The organism is Citrobacter sp. wls708 (assembly GCF_005281255.1).
GTDB lineage: Bacteria > Pseudomonadota > Gammaproteobacteria > Enterobacterales > Enterobacteriaceae > Citrobacter > Citrobacter werkmanii.
Genome location: NZ_SZXE01000036.1, coordinates 38,392 through 57,438 on the forward strand (window position 1 = coordinate 38,392; position 19,047 = coordinate 57,438).

Sequence of the window (19,047 nt, forward strand, 5' to 3'; positions counted from 1 at the left end):
CACAGGACATTTTATGATCAGTTCATTATGGATCGCCAAAACCGGCCTGGATGCGCAGCAAACCAACATGGATGTGATTGCCAACAACCTGGCAAACGTCAGCACCAACGGATTTAAGCGTCAACGTGCGGTGTTTGAAGATCTGTTGTATCAGACGATTCGCCAGCCTGGCGCCCAGTCTTCTGAACAAACCACACTGCCGTCCGGTTTGCAGATTGGTACCGGTGTGCGTCCGGTTGCGACCGAGCGTTTACACAGCCAGGGTAACCTGTCGCAGACTAACAACAGTAAAGACGTGGCAATTAAAGGTCAGGGCTTTTTCCAGGTCATGCTGCCTGATGGTACGTCAGCTTATACCCGTGACGGTTCTTTCCAGGTGGATCAGAACGGTCAGTTAGTGACGGCGGGTGGTTTTCAGGTTCAGCCTGCCATTACCATCCCGGCTAACGCGCTCAGCATCACCATTGGACGTGACGGTATTGTCAGTGTGACCCAGCAGGGTCAGGCTGCGCCTGTTCAGGTCGGGCAGCTTAACCTGACCACCTTTATGAACGACACCGGCCTGGAAAGTATTGGTGAGAATCTGTACACCGAAACGCAGTCATCTGGCGCGCCGAATGAGAGCACGCCGGGGCTGAACGGCGCGGGTCTGCTGTACCAGGGTTATGTTGAAACCTCTAACGTCAATGTGGCGGAAGAACTGGTAAACATGATCCAGGTTCAGCGCGCTTACGAAATCAACAGTAAAGCGGTATCGACCACCGATCAGATGCTGCAAAAACTGACGCAACTCTAAAGTGGAGTCCGGTGGGGTGAGAACCTCACCGGCACACTGATTTTGAAGATGACCGCAATGCGAAAATACGCGCTTCACCCATACCCAATTTTAGCTCTGCTGGTGGTTTCACTGACAGGGTGCGCCTGGATCCCAGCCACGCCGCTCGTGCAGGGCGCGACGTCTGCTCAACCGGTTCCAGGCCCGACGCCGGTGGCGAATGGCTCAATCTTCCAGTCGGCGCAGCCGATTAACTACGGTTATCAGCCGCTCTTCGAAGACCGCCGTCCGCGCAATATTGGCGATACGCTGACCATCGTATTGCAGGAAAACGTCAGCGCGAGCAAAAGCTCCTCGGCAAACGCCAGTCGCGACGGCAAGACCAACTTTGGTTTTGATACCGTACCGCGCTACCTGCAAGGGCTGTTTGGTAACGAACGTGCCGACGTAGAAGCCTCCGGTGGGAACACCTTTAACGGTAAAGGCGGCGCGAACGCCAGCAACACCTTCAGCGGTACGTTGACCGTAACGGTCGATCAGGTCCTGGTGAATGGCAATTTACATGTCGTGGGTGAAAAACAGATCGCCATTAATCAGGGCACTGAGTTCATTCGCTTCTCCGGGGTCGTTAACCCACGCACCATCAGTGGCAGCAACTCCGTACCGTCAACTCAGGTTGCGGATGCGCGTATTGAGTACGTCGGCAACGGCTACATCAATGAAGCGCAAAATATGGGCTGGTTGCAGCGTTTCTTCCTTAACTTGTCGCCGATGTAAGCGAGGTACCCGGTGTTTAAATCTCTTGTTGGAATGGTACTGGTACTGGCAACCGCCTTTGCGCATGCCGACCGTATTCGTGACCTGACCAGCGTGCAGGGCGTGCGGGAAAACTCGTTGATAGGTTACGGGCTGGTGGTCGGGCTGGATGGTACCGGTGACCAGACCACACAGACGCCGTTTACGACGCAAACGCTCAATAATATGCTGTCGCAGTTGGGGATCACCGTACCAACCGGCACCAATATGCAGCTGAAAAACGTGGCGGCGGTGATGGTTACCGCGCAGTTTCCAGCTTTTGGTCGCCAGGGGCAAACCATTGACGTGGTGGTCTCTTCCATGGGGAACGCCAAAAGCCTGCGCGGCGGAACGCTGCTGATGACTCCGCTGAAAGGGGTCGATAGCCAGGTATATGCCTTGGCGCAAGGGAATATTCTGGTTGGCGGTGCGGGCGCGGCTGCGGGTGGCAGTAGCGTGCAAGTTAACCAGCTCAATGGCGGACGCATCACCAACGGCGCGACCATCGAACGTGAGTTGCCCAGCCAGTTCGGCGGCGGCAACACTATTAATCTGCAGCTCAATAATGAAGATTTCACTATGGCGCAGCAGATTACCGACACCATTAACCGCTCGCGTGGCTTTGGCAGCGCGACGGCGCTGGATGCCCGGACCATACAAGTGCGTGTGCCAAGCGGCAACAGTTCACAGGTACGCTTCCTTGCCGACATCCAGAATATGGAGGTGAACGTCACGCCGCAGGACGCGAAGGTCATTATCAACTCGCGTACGGGATCTGTAGTCATGAACCGTGAAGTCACGCTGGATAGCTGTGCCGTGGCGCAGGGTAACTTGTCGATTACGGTAAACCGCCAGGCAAACGTCAGCCAGCCGGATACGCCGTTTGGCGGCGGACAGACCGTAGTGACGCCACAAACGCAGATCGATCTGCGCCAGAGCGGCGGCTCGCTGCAAAGCGTACGTTCCAGCGCCAATCTGAACAACGTCGTGCGCGCGCTGAATGCGCTGGGGGCGACGCCGATGGATCTGATGTCCATTCTGCAATCGATGCAGAGCGCGGGTTGCTTACGCGCCAAACTGGAAATCATCTGATGATTGGCGACAGCAAACTGCTGACCAGCGCCGCCTGGGATGCGCAAGCACTGAACGAATTGAAAGCGAAAGCGGGTCAGGATCCGGCGGCGAATATTCGCCCCGTGGCCCGTCAGGTTGAAGGGATGTTCGTGCAGATGATGCTGAAAAGCATGCGTGAAGCGTTGCCGAAAGATGGTGTGTTTAGCAGCGATTCAACGCGTTTGTATACCAGCATGTATGACCAACAAATTGCGCAGCAGATGACCGCAGGCAAAGGTCTGGGACTGGCTGAAATGATGGTTAAGCAGATGACGCAAGGACAAGCGCAACCTGCTGATGATGCGCCACAGGTACCGATGAAGTTTCCGCTGGAAACGGTGACCAGCTATCAAAACCAGGCGCTGACGCAACTGGTGCGCAAAGCCATCCCGAGGACGACGGAAAGTAATGATGAGCCGCTGTCGGGCGACAGTAAAGACTTCCTCGCCCAGCTGTCGCTGCCGGCAAAACTGGCGAGTCAGCAAAGCGGCGTTCCGCATCATCTAATTCTGGCGCAGGCGGCGCTGGAGTCCGGATGGGGTCAGCGGCAAATTCGCCGGGAAAACGGTGAACCGAGCTTCAACATTTTTGGCGTGAAGGCTTCGGGAGGCTGGAAGGGACCAACGACCGAAATCACCACCACCGAATATGAAAACGGCGAGGCGAAAAAGGTGAAAGCCAGATTCCGCGTCTATAGCTCTTACCTTGAGGCGCTGTCGGATTATGTCGGGCTGATTTCCCGTAACCCGCGCTATGCGGCGGTGACCGCAGCTGCAACCGCTGAGCAGGGCGCGCAGGCCCTGCAAAATGCCGGTTACGCTACCGACCCTAACTATGCGCGGAAATTAACCAGCATGATCCAGCAGTTGAAATCGATGAGTGAAAAGGTGAGCAAAACCTACAGCACGAACATCGATAATCTCTTTTAAATAGCTCAAGTCTACCGACCTGCTGCCGATAATAACGAGTATTGAAGGATTACAAGGAACCTCCATGTCCAGCTTGATTAATAACGCGATGAGTGGACTCAGCGCAGCGCAGGCCGCGTTGAACACTGCCAGTAATAACATCTCCAGCTATAACGTCGCCGGATATACCCGACAAACGACAATTATGGCGCAAGCGAACAGCACGCTGGGTGCGGGGGGCTGGGTAGGCAATGGCGTCTATGTTTCTGGCGTGCAGCGCGAGTATGACTCGTTTATCACCAATCAGCTGCGGGCAGCGCAAAACCAGAGCAGCGGTCTGACGACCCGTTATGAGCAAATGTCGAAAATCGACAACCTGCTGTCCAGCAAAACCAGTTCGATTTCGACCTCAATGCAGGACTTTTTTACCAGTCTGCAAACGCTGGTCAGTAACGCCGAAGATCCGGCGGCACGCCAGGCGCTGATCGGTAAAGCTGACGGTTTGGTGAATCAGTTTAAAACGACCGATCAGTATCTGCGCGATCAGGATAAGCAGGTTAATACCGCTATCAAAGCCAGCGTCGATCAGATCAACAACTACTCGAAACAAATTGCCAGCCTTAACGACCAGATTTCTCGTCTGACCGGTGTTGGGGCGGGGGCATCCCCTAACGATCTGCTCGATCAGCGCGACCAGCTGGTCAGTGAACTGAACCAGCTTGTCGGCGTGGAAGTCAGCGTTCAGGACGGCGGCACTTACAACGTAACCATGGCGAACGGTTATTCATTGGTGCAGGGCAGCAATGCGCGCCAACTGGCGGCAGTGCCTTCCAGTGACGATCCTTCGCGTACAACCGTTGCGTATGTGGATGGCGTTGCCGGAGCGGTTGAGATCCCTGAGAAACTGCTGAATACCGGTTCATTGGGTGGACTGCTCACCTTCCGTTCGCAGGAACTGGATCAAACGCGTAACACGCTGGGCCAACTGGCGCTGGCGTTTGCCGATGCGTTTAACACCCAGCATAAAGAAGGTTTTGATGCTAACGGCGATGCGGGTAAAGATTTCTTTGCTATCGGCAGCCCGTCCGTACTGAGTAACGCTAAGAATACCGGTAAAGCAGAATTAAGTGCTGAGGTTGATGACAGTTCGAAAGTGCAGGCTACCGACTATAAAGTTGTGTTTAGCGGCGGCAAATGGCAGGTGACGCGTCTGGCCGATAACACCACGTTTGAAGCTAAACCTGATGCGAACGGTAAACTGGATATTGATGGTCTGAAGGTAACGGTTAAGGCTAATCCAACCGGCGCTAACGATAACGACAGCTTTATTCTGAAACCCGTGAGCAACGCTATTGTTGATATGAAAGTCATGGTGACAGACGAGTCGAAAATCGCCATGGCGTCAGAGAAAAGCACTGATCCTGCTGCAGATACAGGTGCAAGCGATAACCGTAACGGTCAGAAACTGCTGGATCTGCAAACCAAGGCAACTGTTGGTAATAAAACCTTTAATGACGCTTACGCCACTCTGGTGAGCGACGTGGGCAACAAAACGGCGACGCTGAAAACCAGCAGTACCACGCAAAACAATGTGGTCAAGCAGCTTTATAACCAGCAGCAGTCGATTTCCGGGGTAAACCTCGACGAAGAATACGGTAATTTGCAGCGTTATCAGCAGTATTACTTGGCTAACGCACAGGTATTGCAAACTGCGAATGCGCTGTTTGATGCATTGATTAATATTCGCTAAGGGAGAGGGACACAATGCGTATCAGCACCCAGATGATGTACCAGCAGAATATGCGTGGCATCACTAACTCTCAGGCTGAATGGATGAAGTTCGGCGAGCAGATGTCGACCGGCAAACGCGTGATCAGTCCGTCTGACGATCCGATTGCCGCGTCGCAGGCCGTAGTGCTTTCTCAGGCTCAGGCGCAGAACAGCCAGTACACGCTGGCGCGCACCTTCGCGACGCAGAAAGTCTCGCTGGAAGAGAACGTACTGAGCCAGGTAACAACGGCTATTCAGGCTGCGCAGGAGAAAATTGTTTATGCCGGTAACGGTACATTAAGTGATGATGACCGTGCATCGTTGGCCACTGATTTGCAGGGTATCCGCGATCAGCTGATGAACCTGGCGAACAGCACCGACGGTAATGGGCGCTACATTTTTGGCGGATATAAAACCGAATCGGCCCCGTTTGCGCAGGCTGATGGTTCCTATAGCGGTGGAACAACAAATGTGACCCAGCAGGTTGATGCTTCCCGTACCATGGTCATTGGTCACACGGGCGACAAAATCTTCGCCAGCCTGACCAGCAACGCCGTACCGGAACCACCGGGTAGCACCCAGGAAAAGAACCTGTTCAAAATGCTGGACAGCGCGATTGAAGAGCTAAAAATTCCTATTGCGGGTGATGATGTGGCAAAGGATAAGGCCGCAGCAGCTATCGATAAAACCAATCGTGGCTTGAAAAACTCACTGAATAACGTGCTTTCCGTTCGCGCAGAATTGGGTACCCAGCTGAGTGAACTGAGCTCACTGGATTCACTGGGAGCCGATCGTGCGTTAGGCCAAACCCAACAGATGAGCAACCTGGTGGATGTCGACTGGAATGCGGCGATTTCGTCCTACGTCATGCAACAGGCCGCACTTCAGGCCTCTTATAAAGCATTTACCGATATGCAGGGAATGTCGTTGTTCCAGCTTAATCGGTAAAACTCTTTTTGAACATATCTTGAAACTGGGTATGTTTGTCTGCCCGCTCCCTTAACACCCAGGAGCGGGCATTTTTTTAGGCTACCGTTGTTTTGCTAAGCGACAGATTTCCCGTCAGCCTTATTACCAGCGCAAGCGCACCGCTGATGGTTGCCAGCGTCACCACACCTTCCCAGTTTGCCAGCGCATAGACCTGACTCCCGAGAACGGAACCCAGCGCCATACCAATGAACACCATAGTAAACAGCAGCGCATTCAGACGGCCCCGGGCCTGAGGCTCCAGGCCATAAACCAGGTTCTGGTGGGCAACCAGGCTGGATTGCAATCCGAGATCAAAACCGACCGCCGAAACAGCAATCAGCAGCCACTGCCCCTGTACTGGCAGGGCGGGTAACAAGAACATCAGTGCGAAAGAGACGGTTACCAGCAAAGCACCTAACTGCGTCACTTTTGCTGCGCCCACTTTATCGGCCAGATGACCCGCCAACGGCGCGGCAAGCGCACCGGCGGCTCCCGCGATACCAAACGCGCCCGCCATCGCGCTACCCATGTGATAATGTTCAGATAACATCACCGCCAGCGTGGACCAGAAAGCGCTGAAGGCTATGGACAGAAAGCCCTGTGCCAGCGCCGCGCGGCGCAATGCGGGATACCGTTGCCAGAGCTGCGCCATAGAGAGCATCAATGACGGGTAGCTCAGCGTAGAATGGGCCGTAAAACGAGGCAGTACCTTCCACATAATTACGGTAATCATGGCAATACTGGCGGCGGCAAGTTGGTACATCTCACGCCAGCCAAACGCTTCACCCACCAGTCCGCTAACGGTACGCGAGAGTAAAATCCCCAACAGCAGGCCTGTCATCACCGTGCCCACCGTTTTTCCCTGTTTGCCTTCCGGCGCCAGAATAGCCGCCGCGGGAACGATATCCTGCGCCATTGTTGCCGCCATGCCCATCAACAGGCTCACTATTAGCAGTGAATGTAACTGCCCGGTAAAGCTGCATGCCAGAAGCAGTACGGCAAGAGAGATACTTTTCAGCAGGATTAATGTCCGGCGGTCATAACGATCGCCCAATGGTAATAAAAACAAAATACCCAGCGCGTATCCCGCCTGGGTCAGCGTCGGAACCAGTCCCATGCCGGTAATACTTAAGTTCAGATCCTGCCCCATTAAAGGCAGAAGGGGCTGGGCATAGTAGATAGCGGCAACGCTGAATCCGGCTCCTAATGCCAGAACGAAAATGACCCAACGGGAAAGTGCGGTGTGTGTGTTCACAAATGATTCCTCAATCACAGGATGTGCGGCTATTTTTATCCTTCTGCGGGTGGTGCGGTAGCGAGCGCAGTGGTAAAACAGTTATACGTCAGGCGTATGAAGAAACTGGTAATGATAAAAACTGAACGTATAGATAGGGTGGAATTGATGCGCACGTTTGTGCGCATCGTTGAAGCAGGATCGCTTTCGGCAGCGGCAAAACAGATGGGGACAACGCAAGCGACGGTAAGCCGACGGTTGCAATCCCTGGAAACTCTGCTGGGTGTGAAACTGATCATGCGTACCACGCATGCGATGAAATTAACCGACGATGGAGAGCGCGGTTACCAGCACGCCAAAAATATCATCGATGCCTGGCTGGCGCTGGAAGATGGACTTAATGTCACGGAAGATGAACCGGTGGGGACGTTGCGCGTACGGGCGCCGCATGCGTTTGGACAGCAACAGCTTCTTGAGCCGCTGTTGCAGTTTCTTTCGCGCTATCCACAGTTATCGGTGGAGTGGATGCTTAACGACAAAACCGTTGATTTCTTGAGCGATAATATTGATTGCGCGATTCGGGTTGGCGCGGAAGTCGATCCGGCCACGGTTTCGGTTTTACTGGCTGAAGTTCCCCGTAGCATGGTGGCGAGTCCTGTATTGCTGGAGCAATATGGCGAAATTTCGCACCCTGAGCAGTTATCCGCGCTGCCGTGGATTGCAGTGAACACGTTTTTTCAGCATAGCGTTTCGTTGCTACACCAGGCGCGTAATGAACCTGTCACGCTGACTATTTCACCCAGATTAAGTACTGACAGTATTTATGTGGCAAGAAATGCCGCGCTGGCCGGGCTGGGAGTGACGATTGTTTCTAGCTGGATGGTTGAAGAAGATATCGCCAACGGACGTTTAGTTATGCTGCTGCCCGAGTGGCGGGCGGCCTCGTTGCCGGTGCATCTGGTTTATCCCTGGGCGCGTTACTATCCGACACGGTTGCGCAAATTTTTAGCGTTAATGAAGGATGTGATGCCGCAATTAACCGGGATGAAACGCGTAGAGCCGATATAAAAAAGCCGACCCTAAGGTCGGCTTTGAGGTTGATTATGACTTATTCAACCGGCTGCGGGCGTGTTGCCGGCGCAGTGGCTTGATGCGTGGCGCTGTGTCCACCCGCAGCGCCTTTACCTTCAAAGGTGAACGCCGGGCGCTGCCAGTCGCTATGACGCGGCGCTTCTGGCACATATTCCGGCGCCGGAGCGCGGGTCATCGGCGCAGTCGCATGGCTGTGAAGGTGCTCGGCGTCAACGCTTGTTGCGACAACGTCAGACTTAACGACTTCAGCTTCTACAACCGGCGCAGCGACTTCTTCCACAACAGGTGCTGCTTGCGCGACTTGTGCAACTTCTTCAACCACCTCCGGCTTGGAGACGATGATTTCCGCAGGCTCTTCAGCCGGGGTTTCAGCGACCGGTTGAGCTTCAGCGGCGATCTCTTCAGCTACAGGTGCGTCAGATTCAGCGATAATTTGCGGTTGTTCTTCAACCGGGGTCGCAATGACTTCCGGATGCGTGGTTTCAACAACGGCAATCTGAGGTTCCGCTACAACTTCCTCTGGCTGCACGGCTTCAACCGGCGCAGGAGTGTCCGCAATGTGCTCAACGGCAGCCGCAGCAACCTGAGGCTCTACTGCGACAGAGGCAGTTTGCTCCTGGTGAATTTCCTGCTCGCGTTGGTCTTCAACCTGCTGATCCTGCGGACGAACGACAGGGTAGCTGATCCATACTTTACCGGACGCCAATTCAGGAGAAGCACAGGCGACGGTCAGCGGCATTGGCGACTGAGCCGGATAACGCTCGTCACGATAACGACGACGACGCTGTCCACTTACGCGCAGATGGCGAGGGGAACGGCGGGAACGACGTGGCATACCGTTGGAGTCACGCGCTTCGCTGTTGTCTTCCTGCTCAGGTGCGACAACGGCTGGCAGATCAACTTTCGCCAGTTCGGTACGCGGAGTCGGTACGGACTGCTCAACGGCTTGAGCGACAACGACCTCAGCTGCCGCAGCGGTAGTTGCCACTTCGGCTTCAACCGCCGTGCTGTCTGTATAACGCACTTTCTGGTTCAACTGACGCTGTTTACGACGGGTCTGAGGCTGACGTACGCGCTCTTCCTGCTCGGTATCCTGCGCTTGTTGTTCAGCCAGGTTCAGCTCTTTAACTTCCTGCTGCGCCTGACGCTTGTCATCGTTGCGGCGGCGGTTGCGCTCGCGACGCGGGGTCTGCTGCTCATCACCTGATTTCGCTTTGTCAGCGACATCACTGGATTGCTGGCGATTATCGCGCGCTTCCGCATTTTGCTGCTGGGCCTGACGACGGTTACGACGATTGTCATCGCGATTTTCGCCGTTTTCCGCACGTTCGTTACGGTTGTCACGATCGCCACGGTTATCGCGGTTATCACGACGATCGTTACGATCGCGACGATTATTTTGACGTGGTTTACGGCGGTCCTGCTGACGTTCCGTCTTCTCTTCAGCTTTCGGTGCAGGTTGTTCAACCGGCTTCGCTTCTTCGTTACCGCCGAAGATAGACTTCAGTGCGCTGAAGAAACGGCTAATCAAACCAGGCTGAGAGGCTGTTGCTGCGGTGGCAGCAGCAGCTTTAGGCGCTACGGCTTTAACAGCGGGTTCTTGCACGGTTGGTGCTGGCGGCACGTCTGGCATAGCAAAGGTCGCGAGTGCCGGTTGCTCTGGCTGTTTACGCTCGACATACTCTTGTTCTGACGGCAGTTCCATTGCTTCTTCGTGCAGCTTCGGCAGCAAGTAGCTCAGGGTTGGCGTTTCTTCGCCTTTGCGGACGCGCAGCACGGAATAGTGCGGGGTTTCCATCTGATCGTTTGGCACGATTACACAGCGCACGCCATTCTGACGCGTCTCGATGGCGTTGACCGCAGTACGCTTTTCGTTGAGCAGATAAGAGGCAATCGGCACAGGAACGATAGCGTGAACTTCCTGGGTATTCTCTTTCAGCGCTTCTTCTTCAATCAGACGCAGAATAGACAGCGACAGAGATTCATTATCACGTACGGTACCGGTGCCGGAGCAGCGCGGGCAGACGTGATGGCTGGACTCACCCAGCGACGGGCTCAGACGCTGGCGGGACATCTCCAGCAGGCCGAAGCGAGAAATATGGCTGATCTGAATACGCGCTCGGTCCTGACGCACGGCTTCACGCAGGCGGTTTTCAACCGCACGCTGGTGGCGAACCGGCGTCATATCGATAAAGTCGATGACAATCAGGCCGCCGAGGTCGCGCAGACGCAGCTGACGCGCAATTTCATCGGCTGCTTCCAGGTTGGTGTTGAATGCGGTTTCTTCGATGTCGCCGCCGCGGGTCGCGCGTGCGGAGTTGATATCGATAGCGGTAAGGGCTTCAGTGCTGTCGATGACGATGGAGCCGCCGGACGGCAGACGCACTTCGCGCTGGAACGCGGACTCAATCTGAGATTCAATTTGATAGTGGCTGAACAGCGGGATTTCACCGGTGTACAGTTTGATTTTGCTGCTGAAATCCGGACGACCCAGCGCGGCGATGTGCTGACGCGCCATCTCCATGACTTTCGGGTTATCAATGAGGATTTCGCCAATATCCTGACGTAAATAGTCACGGAATGCGCGGACGATGACGTTGCTTTCCTGGTGAATCAGGAACGGAGCAGGGCGGCTGTCGGCGGCTTTTTGAATGGCTTCCCAGTGTTTCAGGCGGAAGCTCAGGTCCCATTGCAGCGCTTCGGCGGATTTGCCGACACCTGCGGTACGCACAATAAGCCCCATACCATCAGGCAGTTCCAGGCTTGCCAGCGCTTCTTTTAATTCGGTGCGGTCATCGCCTTCAATACGACGGGAGATGCCGCCCGCGCGCGGGTTGTTCGGCATCAGAACCAGATAACTACCCGCCAGGCTGATAAAGGTGGTCAGCGCAGCGCCTTTATTGCCGCGTTCTTCTTTATCGATCTGAACAATGACTTCCTGACCTTCGCGCAACACATCTTTAATGTTGGGACGACCATGGGAGTTGTAGTTAGCGGGGAAGTATTCGCGGGCAATTTCTTTTAACGGAAGGAAACCGTGACGTTCAGCGCCGTAATCAACAAAAGCAGCTTCCAGACTCGGTTCAATACGGGTAATTTTCCCTTTATAGATGTTGGCTTTTTTCTGTTCGTGTCCGGGACTTTCGATATCCAGATCGTACAGACGTTGCCCATCTACAAGGGCGACACGCAACTCTTCCTGCTGAGTCGCGTTAATTAACATTCTTTTCATCGTAACTTACTCATTATTCTTACATTGACGACTAAGCTGCGGGCAGAGTAATGCCTTTCCGGGTGTGAACCGATGGCCTCGTGTCTATTCGCGTCGCCAACCTCACGGTTATCGTCAGCTCAAAGAGGCGCAGAGTGTCGGTTGCCTGTATTTCATACGGAAACACAGCGCAATTATCAGGGGAACAGTCTGGGTGTTACTCTCCAGAAAAGCTTCCTTATTACCGGTAAGGACTGCAACCCGCAGCCCGCTAACTGCCTGAAAGATCAATACGTCTTACGCCATTGCTGCGTTGATGATCGGTCGGGCAAAATTGGGTCATTCCGGAAAAGGTCTTGTTTTAACAAGATTCAACACGGAGACGACCTCATTATTCCACTGCTAACCTTGTTATAGCAAGATGACTTTTGCCATTTATCACCCGGTTACTCACAGTTTTTTCACTTCCGCGTAGTGATTGGTTTAATAACCACCAAATCGGTTATGTCAAACTTAAGTAATAGGGTATAGCAGTTAATATAAGCATAGAAAAATGTGTGGCGCGAATCTTGATGGCTATTTAAAATCGGCCCCCATGAAAACAGAGACTCCAGCCGTAAAAACAGTTGCTATCACTGCTGACGAAGCAGGGCAACGCATCGACAACTTTTTACGCACTCAACTTAAGGGGGTGCCGAAAAGTATGATTTATCGCATTTTGCGTAAAGGCGAAGTGCGGGTGAATAAAAAGCGCATTAAACCCGAGTACAAACTCGAAGATGGGGACATCGTGCGTATTCCACCTGTGCGTGTCGCCGAACGTGAAGAAGAGACTATTTCCCCAAATCTGCAGAAGGTTGCGGCGCTGACTGATGTCATTTTATATGAAGATGATCATATTCTGGTGCTTAACAAACCTTCAGGAACGGCCGTACATGGCGGAAGCGGATTAAGCTTCGGTGTTATTGAAGGTTTACGCGCATTACGTCCGGAAGCGCGTTTCCTCGAACTGGTGCATCGCCTGGACCGCGATACCTCCGGTGTGCTGCTGGTTGCTAAAAAACGCTCAGCCTTACGTTCGTTGCATGAACAGCTGCGTGAAAAAGGGATGCAAAAAGACTACCTGGCGCTGGTGAGAGGCCAGTGGCAGTCGCATGTCAAAACCGTGCAGGCGCCGCTGTTGAAGAACATTTTGCAAAGCGGCGAGCGTATCGTGCGGGTGAATCAGGAAGGTAAACCGTCGGAAACACGCTTTAAGGTGGAAGAGCGCTATGCGTTTGCCACGCTTGTGCGCTGTAGCCCGGTCACAGGGCGCACGCACCAGATCCGTGTGCATACCCAATATGCCGGGCATCCGATAGCCTTTGACGATCGCTATGGCGACCGTGAGTTCGATAAACAACTCGCGGATACCGGACTGAACAGGCTGTTCCTTCATGCCGCGGCGTTGAAATTCACCCATCCGGGGACGGGCGAAGTGATGCGTGTTGAAGCGCCAATGGATAAACAGTTGAAGCGCTGCCTTGAGGTTTTACGTAGCAAAGCCTGATGCGCGTTGCTTATCAGGCCTGCAATCGCGTTATGCGCCGTAGGCCTGATAAGACGCATCGCGTCGCCATCAGGTGGATTAACTAGGCGTTCAGCGGGTTCATCTCTTCCCGGCGCAGCATTTGACACAATGCGATCAGCGGCAGGCCGATCAGCGTATTGGGGTCGCGACCCTCGAGACGCTCAAAGAGAGCAATACCTAACCCCTCACTTTTAAAACTGCCGGCACAATGTAGCGGGCGTTCTTTGCGCAGGTAATCATCAATTTCCGTTTCGCTTAAATGCCGAAAATGAACGTCGAACGGCTCGACCTCAGTTTGTAAATGTCCGGTAGCTGAATTATAAAGCGCCAGTCCGGTGTAAAACGTCACAATATTGCCACGGGCTTTGAGTAATTGTTGGCGCGCATTTTCTTCTGTTAATGGTTTGCCGGTTATTTCACCATCAAGAACACAAATTTGATCGGAGCCAATAATCAGATGCGCTGGATAACGTTGGGCGAGAGATTGCGCTTTTTGTTGCGCCAGTCGCGAGACTAAATGGCGTGGCGCTTCGCCGGGTAACGGCGTTTCATCCACCTCAGGAGCCGCGCATTCAAACGGAATTGCCAGTTTTTCAAGTAAAGCGCGACGCCAGGGAGAGGTCGAGGCAAGTATAAGTTGAGGCATATTTTTCCCCTCGCATATAGCGTATTGATGAGAGCCATTTTAAACTATTGACTTCGTCCTACAAGCTGGCTGTATTGGCTTGTCTTGAGCGATTTTAAGTCGATGACCCGCAATGTGTGCGAATTATTGGCAAAAGGCAACCTCAGGCTGCCTTTTTCTTTGACTATATGACGTTACAAAGTTAATATGCGCGCCCTATGCAAAAGGTAAAATTACCCCTGACTCTTGATCCGGTTCGTACGGCTCAAAAACGCCTCGATTATGAAGGTATCTATACTTCTGATCTGGTTGAGCGCGTCGCCGATTCTGTGGTCAGTGTGGACAGTGATGTGGAATGCTCCATGTCGTTCGCTATCGATAACCAGCGCCTTGCCGTGATAACCGGTGATGCGAAAGTGTCGGTTACGCTCGAATGTCAGCGTTGCGGGAAACCGTTCCCACTTCATGTTCACACAACATATTGTTTTAGTCCTGTCCGTTCTGACGAACAGGCTGAAGCACTCCCGGAAGCGTATGAGCCGATTGAGGTTAACGAATTCGGTGAAATCGATCTGCTTGCAATGGTTGAAGATGAGATTATCCTCTCCTTGCCGGTAGTTCCGGTGCATGATTCTGAACACTGTGAAGTGTCCGAGGCGGACATGGTCTTTGGCGAATTGCCTGATGAAGCGCAAAAACCAAACCCATTTGCCGTATTAGCCAGCTTAAAGCGTAAGTAATTGAGGAGTAAGGTCCATGGCCGTACAACAGAATAAACCAACCCGTTCCAAACGTGGCATGCGTCGTTCTCATGACGCTCTGACCGCAGTCACCAGCCTGTCTGTAGACAAAACTTCTGGTGAACAACACCTGCGTCACCACATCACTGCCGACGGTTTCTACCGTGGCCGTAAGGTAATCGCTAAGTAATCACGCATGACTCAATGGATTTCCCGCTTCGGTGAGAAAGACAGAGAGCGCACGCGTGATGAAGCTTAGTGAGGCTTTCCCCGGGTAACTGGGGAAACACCTAACCGGGCAGCGACGATACCTTGACACATCTAACCCTGGCGTTAGATGTCATGGGGGGAGATTTTGGCCCTACCGTGACAGTGCCTGCAGCATTGCAGGCACTGAATTCTAATTCGCAACTCACACTTCTTTTAGTCGGGGATCCCGATACAATCACGCCATTACTTGCCAAAGCTGACTTCGAACAACGTTCACGTCTGCAGATTGTCCCTGCTCAGTCAGTTATTGCCAGTGATGCCCGGCCCTCGCAGGCTATTCGCGCCAGTCGTGGAAGCTCAATGCGTGTTGCCCTGGAGCTCGTGAAAGAAGGTCGAGCGCAAGCCTGTGTGAGTGCTGGTAATACCGGCGCGCTAATGGGACTTGCGAAGTTATTGCTCAAACCCCTTGAGGGTATTGAGCGTCCTGCGTTGGTGACGGTTTTACCGCATCAGCAAAAGGGCAAAACGGTGGTGCTGGATTTAGGCGCCAACGTGGATTGTGATAGCACGATGTTGGTGCAATTTGCCGTTATGGGTTCCGTGCTGGCAGAAGAAGTCGTTGGGATTGCTAATCCTCGCGTTGCGTTGCTCAACATCGGCGAAGAAGAAACTAAAGGTCTCGACAGTATTCGGGATGCTTCTGCGGTGCTAAAAACAATCCCTTCCATTAACTATATAGGCTATCTTGAAGCCAATGAGTTACTGACTGGCAAAACTGATGTACTGGTCTGTGACGGCTTTACAGGTAATGTCACATTAAAGACGATGGAAGGTGTTGTCAGAATGTTCCTTTCACTGCTGAAATCTCAGGGTGAGGGCAAAAAACGGTCGTGGTGGCTGCTTTTATTAAAACGTTGGTTACAAAAAAGCCTGACAAGGCGATTTAGTCACCTCAACCCCGACCAGTATAATGGCGCCTGTCTGTTAGGATTGCGCGGCACGGTGATTAAGAGTCATGGTGCGGCTAATCAGCGAGCATTTGAGGTCGCGATTGAACAGGCAGTGCAGGCGGTGCAGCGACAAGTTCCTCAGCGAATTGCCGCTCGCCTGGAATCTGTATACCCAGCTGGATTCGAACTGCTGGACGGTGGCGAAAGCGCAAACTCACGACCGCACAGATAATAGCGCGTTTGTGAAAGCTGTCAGCGTACCAGCGTTTTGCTCGTGGCGGTATATAACCAAAAAGTGACTGAGCGTACATGTATACGAAGATTATTGGTACCGGCAGCTATCTGCCTGAACAAGTGCGTACTAACGCCGATTTGGAAAAAATGGTCGAGACATCTGATGAGTGGATCGTCACTCGTACAGGTATCCGTGAACGCCACATTGCAGCGCCAAATGAAACAGTTGCGACGATGGGCTTTGCCGCCGCAAACCGTGCGCTGGAAATGGCGGGCATCGAAAAAGACGAAATTGGTCTGATTGTGGTTGCCACCACATCATCCACACACGCATTTCCAAGCGCGGCATGCCAGATCCAAAGTATGCTGGGGATCAAAGGCTGTCCGGCGTTTGACGTTGCGGCCGCTTGTGCCGGTTTTACCTATGCCCTGAGCGTTGCCGATCAGTACGTTAAGTCTGGCGCAGTGAAGCATGCGCTGGTCGTTGGATCTGATGTTCTTGCTCGTACTTGTGATCCAACCGATCGTGGGACGATCATTATCTTTGGTGACGGCGCGGGCGCGGTGGTACTGAGCGCATCTGAAGAGCCGGGTATTCTCTCCACGCATCTGCATGCTGATGGTCGTTATGGTGAGTTGTTGACGCTGCCTAACGCCGATCGCGTAAATCCGGATAACCCGATCCACCTGACGATGGCGGGTAACGAAGTATTTAAAGTCGCGGTGACCGAGCTTGCCCACATCGTTGATGAAACGCTGGAAGCCAATAATCTCGACCGTTCTGCGCTGGACTGGCTGGTGCCGCATCAGGCAAACCTGCGTATTATCATCGCGACAGCGAAAAAGCTGGGCATGTCGATGGATAATGTCGTCGTTACACTGGACAGACATGGCAATACGTCCGCGGCTTCCGTACCGTGCGCACTGGACGAAGCCGTCCGCGACGGGCGTATCAAAGCCGGGCAGTTGGTATTGCTTGAAGCCTTCGGGGGTGGATTCACCTGGGGCTCCGCGCTGGTTCGTTTCTAGTATAAGGATTTTAACATGACGCAATTTGCATTTGTGTTTCCGGGGCAGGGTTCCCAGACCGTTGGGATGTTGTCTGAAATGGCAGCAAGCTACCCAATTGTTGAAGAAACTTTTGCTGAAGCATCAGCTGCGCTGGGCTATGATCTGTGGGCGCTGACTCAGCAAGGTCCGGCAGAAGAACTGAATAAAACCTGGCAGACGCAGCCAGCGCTATTGGCTGCATCTGTCGCGCTGTATCGCGTATGGCAGCAGCAGGGGGGTAAAACACCTGCGCTGATGGCAGGTCATAGCCTGGGCGAATATTCTGCGCTGGTATGTGCGGGTGTAATTGATTTTGCCGATGCCGTCCGTCTGGTTGAACTGCGCGGCAAATTCATGCAGGAAGCCGTACCGGAAGGTACTGGCGGCATGTCTGCGATTATTGGTCTGGACGATGCCTCTATCGCTAAAGCGTGTGAAGAGTCTGCTGAAGGGCAGGTCGTTTCTCCGGTTAACTTCAACTCGCCGGGTCAGGTGGTTATCGCCGGGCATAAAGAAGCCGTAGAACGTGCAGGTGCTGCCTGTAAAGCCGCTGGCGCCAAGCGTGCGCTGCCGTTGCCGGTCAGCGTGCCTTCTCACTGCGCGCTGATGAAGCCTGCCGCTGAGAAACTGGCCGTTGAATTGCAAAAAATCACTTTCAACGCGCCGACTGTTCCAGTTGTGAACAACGTCGACGTGAAGTGTGAAACTACCGCAGGCGCGATTCGCGATGCGCTGGTTCGTCAACTGTACAGCCCGGTTCAGTGGACTAAAACCGTTGAGTTTATGGCATCTCAGGGCGTAGAGCACCTGTATGAAGTGGGACCAGGCAAAGTTCTCACCGGTTTGACGAAACGTATTGTTGACACCCTGACCGCTTCGGCACTGAATGAGCCGGCAGCGCTGTCTGCGGCGCTAGAGCAATAAAAGAGGAAGCCCATGAATTTTGAAGGAAAAATCGCGCTGGTAACCGGTGCAAGCCGTGGAATTGGCCGCGCAATTGCTGAAACGCTCGTTGCCCGTGGCGCGAAAGTTATCGGGACTGCAACCAGTGAAAGTGGTGCGCAGGCCATTAGCGATTACTTAGGTGCAAATGGTAAAGGTCTGATGTTGAATGTGACCGATCCGGCATCTATCGAATCTGTTCTGGAAAATATTCGCGCAGAATTTGGTGAAGTCGATATTCTGGTCAATAATGCCGGGATTACTCGTGATAACCTGTTAATGCGCATGAAAGATGACGAGTGGAACGATATCATCGAAACCAACCTGTCATCTGTTTTCCGTCTGTCAAAAGCGGTAATGCGAGCTATGATGAAAAAGCGTCATGGGCGTATTATCACTATCGGTTCTGTGGTTGGTACCATGGGAAATGCGGGTCAGGCTAACTACGCTGCGGCGAAAGCAGGTCTGATCGGCTTCAGTAAATCACTGGCGCGCGAAGTTGCGTCCCGTGGTATTACTGTAAACGTTGTTGCTCCGGGCTTTATTGAAACGGACATGACGCGTGCGCTGTCTGATGATCAGCGTGCGGGTATACTGGCGCAGGTTCCTGCGGGTCGCCTTGGTGGCGCTCAGGAAATCGCCAGTGCGGTTGCATTTTTAGCTTCTGACGAAGCAAGTTACATCACAGGTGAGACTTTGCACGTCAACGGCGGGATGTACATGGTTTAACCACGATTGAAAAATATTTGCGTTATTAGGGGGAATGGCCTCAAAATAACGTAAAATCGTGGTAAGACCTGCCGGGATTTAGTTGCAAATTTTTCAACATTTTATACACTACGAAAACCATCGCGAAAGC

General features: G+C 53.2%; 17 protein-coding genes. 14 read left to right on the forward strand and 3 right to left on the reverse strand.

Annotation, left to right across the window (positions count from 1 at the left end; all coding sequences use genetic code 11):
• Positions 1-13: 13 nt before the first annotated feature.
• From flgG to flgL, 6 genes are all read left to right on the forward strand, one after another.
• Positions 14-796 carry a flagellar basal-body rod protein FlgG gene (flgG, locus tag FDW97_RS19765; protein ID WP_006685087.1) on the forward strand — a complete coding sequence of 261 codons (783 nt, stop codon included), beginning with the start codon at positions 14-16 and terminating at the stop codon, positions 794-796.
• Positions 797-853: 57 nt separating this feature from the next.
• Positions 854-1,552: a flagellar basal body L-ring protein FlgH gene (flgH, locus tag FDW97_RS19770; RefSeq protein ID WP_016152630.1), complete on the forward strand. Its 699-nt coding sequence runs from the start codon at positions 854-856 to the stop codon at positions 1,550-1,552.
• A gap of 33 nt (positions 1,553-1,585) precedes the next feature.
• Positions 1,586-2,662, forward strand: a complete 1,077-nt coding sequence (locus FDW97_RS19775) for a flagellar basal body P-ring protein FlgI (RefSeq protein WP_087857787.1) — start codon at positions 1,586-1,588, stop codon at positions 2,660-2,662.
• Positions 2,662-3,612 carry a flagellar assembly peptidoglycan hydrolase FlgJ gene (gene flgJ, locus FDW97_RS19780; RefSeq protein ID WP_085048529.1) on the forward strand — a complete coding sequence of 317 codons (951 nt, stop codon included), beginning with the start codon at positions 2,662-2,664 and terminating at the stop codon, positions 3,610-3,612. Before FDW97_RS19775 ends, flgJ begins: the two co-directional genes overlap by 1 nt.
• A 64-nt stretch (positions 3,613-3,676) precedes the next feature.
• Positions 3,677-5,341 carry a flagellar hook-associated protein FlgK gene (flgK, locus tag FDW97_RS19785; protein ID WP_069323316.1) on the forward strand — a complete coding sequence of 555 codons (1,665 nt, stop codon included), beginning with the start codon at positions 3,677-3,679 and terminating at the stop codon, positions 5,339-5,341.
• 14 nt (positions 5,342-5,355) lie between these two features.
• Positions 5,356-6,309, forward strand: a complete 954-nt coding sequence (flgL, locus tag FDW97_RS19790; protein ID WP_110498365.1) for a flagellar hook-associated protein FlgL — start codon at positions 5,356-5,358, stop codon at positions 6,307-6,309.
• A gap of 76 nt (positions 6,310-6,385) precedes the next feature.
• On the opposite strand, the gene FDW97_RS19795 is transcribed toward flgL, so the two are convergent.
• Positions 6,386-7,585 carry an MFS transporter gene (locus FDW97_RS19795; protein ID WP_137351519.1) on the reverse strand — a complete coding sequence of 400 codons (1,200 nt, stop codon included), beginning with the start codon at positions 7,583-7,585 and terminating at the stop codon, positions 6,386-6,388.
• A 21-nt stretch (positions 7,586-7,606) separates the two neighbouring features.
• Here FDW97_RS19795 and FDW97_RS19800 point away from each other — a divergent pair, with 21 nt between their 5' ends.
• The gene (locus FDW97_RS19800; RefSeq protein WP_121528877.1) at positions 7,607-8,632 is read left to right on the forward strand and encodes a LysR family transcriptional regulator; all 1,026 of its coding nucleotides are present in this window, start codon (positions 7,607-7,609) and stop codon (positions 8,630-8,632) included.
• A 40-nt stretch (positions 8,633-8,672) separates the two neighbouring features.
• On the opposite strand, the gene rne is transcribed toward FDW97_RS19800, so the two are convergent.
• Positions 8,673-11,888, reverse strand: coding sequence for a ribonuclease E (gene rne / locus FDW97_RS19805; protein WP_137351520.1), 3,216 nt, complete (start codon positions 11,886-11,888; stop codon positions 8,673-8,675).
• Between the two features lie 574 nt (positions 11,889-12,462).
• Here rne and rluC point away from each other — a divergent pair.
• The gene (gene rluC, locus FDW97_RS19810; protein WP_167371252.1) at positions 12,463-13,416 is read left to right on the forward strand and encodes a 23S rRNA pseudouridine(955/2504/2580) synthase RluC; all 954 of its coding nucleotides are present in this window, start codon (positions 12,463-12,465) and stop codon (positions 13,414-13,416) included.
• Between the two features lie 82 nt (positions 13,417-13,498).
• Here rluC and FDW97_RS19815 read toward each other — a convergent pair whose 3' ends face one another.
• On the reverse strand, positions 13,499-14,083 hold the full coding sequence (locus tag FDW97_RS19815; RefSeq protein ID WP_038639734.1) for a nucleoside triphosphate pyrophosphatase: 585 nt from the start codon (positions 14,081-14,083) through the stop codon (positions 13,499-13,501).
• Positions 14,084-14,280: 197 nt separating this feature from the next.
• Here FDW97_RS19815 and yceD point away from each other — a divergent pair, with 197 nt between their 5' ends.
• From yceD to fabG, 6 genes are all read left to right on the forward strand, one after another.
• On the forward strand, positions 14,281-14,802 hold the full coding sequence (gene yceD / locus FDW97_RS19820; protein WP_003036239.1) for a 23S rRNA accumulation protein YceD: 522 nt from the start codon (positions 14,281-14,283) through the stop codon (positions 14,800-14,802).
• A gap of 16 nt (positions 14,803-14,818) precedes the next feature.
• Positions 14,819-14,992 carry a 50S ribosomal protein L32 gene (rpmF, locus tag FDW97_RS19825; RefSeq protein WP_003036242.1) on the forward strand — a complete coding sequence of 58 codons (174 nt, stop codon included), beginning with the start codon at positions 14,819-14,821 and terminating at the stop codon, positions 14,990-14,992.
• Between the two features lie 122 nt (positions 14,993-15,114).
• Complete coding sequence (plsX, locus tag FDW97_RS19830) at positions 15,115-16,194, forward strand: phosphate acyltransferase PlsX (RefSeq protein ID WP_074458481.1); 1,080 nt, start codon at positions 15,115-15,117, stop codon at positions 16,192-16,194.
• A gap of 77 nt (positions 16,195-16,271) precedes the next feature.
• Complete coding sequence (gene fabH, locus FDW97_RS19835) at positions 16,272-17,225, forward strand: beta-ketoacyl-ACP synthase III (protein ID WP_137351521.1); 954 nt, start codon at positions 16,272-16,274, stop codon at positions 17,223-17,225.
• 15 nt (positions 17,226-17,240) lie between these two features.
• A complete protein-coding gene (gene fabD / locus FDW97_RS19840; RefSeq protein WP_137351522.1) occupies positions 17,241-18,170 on the forward strand; it encodes an ACP S-malonyltransferase in 930 nt (309 codons plus the stop codon).
• 12 nt (positions 18,171-18,182) lie between these two features.
• The gene (gene fabG / locus FDW97_RS19845) at positions 18,183-18,917 is read left to right on the forward strand and encodes a 3-oxoacyl-ACP reductase FabG (protein WP_006685074.1); all 735 of its coding nucleotides are present in this window, start codon (positions 18,183-18,185) and stop codon (positions 18,915-18,917) included.
• The last annotated feature ends 130 nt before the right edge of the window (positions 18,918-19,047 follow it).

Bases quoted from the DNA above. Each gene is read 5' to 3' on its own strand.
- fabG (WP_006685074.1), top strand. From the start codon at position 18,183: ATGAATTTTGAAGGAAAAATCGCGCTGGTAACCGGTGCAAGCCGTGGA.
- flgH (WP_016152630.1), top strand. From the start codon at position 854: ATGCGAAAATACGCGCTTCACCCATACCCAATTTTAGCTCTGCTGGTG.
- rluC (WP_167371252.1), top strand. From the start codon at position 12,463: ATGAAAACAGAGACTCCAGCCGTAAAAACAGTTGCTATCACTGCTGAC.
- flgJ (WP_085048529.1), top strand. From the start codon at position 2,662: ATGATTGGCGACAGCAAACTGCTGACCAGCGCCGCCTGGGATGCGCAA.
- fabH (WP_137351521.1), top strand. From the start codon at position 16,272: ATGTATACGAAGATTATTGGTACCGGCAGCTATCTGCCTGAACAAGTG.
- FDW97_RS19775 (WP_087857787.1), top strand. From the start codon at position 1,586: ATGGTACTGGTACTGGCAACCGCCTTTGCGCATGCCGACCGTATTCGT.
- flgK (WP_069323316.1), top strand. From the start codon at position 3,677: ATGTCCAGCTTGATTAATAACGCGATGAGTGGACTCAGCGCAGCGCAG.
- yceD (WP_003036239.1), top strand. From the start codon at position 14,281: ATGCAAAAGGTAAAATTACCCCTGACTCTTGATCCGGTTCGTACGGCT.
- rne (WP_137351520.1), bottom strand. From the start codon at position 11,888: ATGAAAAGAATGTTAATTAACGCGACTCAGCAGGAAGAGTTGCGTGTC.
- FDW97_RS19815 (WP_038639734.1), bottom strand. From the start codon at position 14,083: ATGCCTCAACTTATACTTGCCTCGACCTCTCCCTGGCGTCGCGCTTTA.
- flgG (WP_006685087.1), top strand. From the start codon at position 14: ATGATCAGTTCATTATGGATCGCCAAAACCGGCCTGGATGCGCAGCAA.
- fabD (WP_137351522.1), top strand. From the start codon at position 17,241: ATGACGCAATTTGCATTTGTGTTTCCGGGGCAGGGTTCCCAGACCGTT.
- rpmF (WP_003036242.1), top strand. From the start codon at position 14,819: ATGGCCGTACAACAGAATAAACCAACCCGTTCCAAACGTGGCATGCGT.
- FDW97_RS19800 (WP_121528877.1), top strand. From the start codon at position 7,607: ATGTGCGGCTATTTTTATCCTTCTGCGGGTGGTGCGGTAGCGAGCGCA.
- flgL (WP_110498365.1), top strand. From the start codon at position 5,356: ATGCGTATCAGCACCCAGATGATGTACCAGCAGAATATGCGTGGCATC.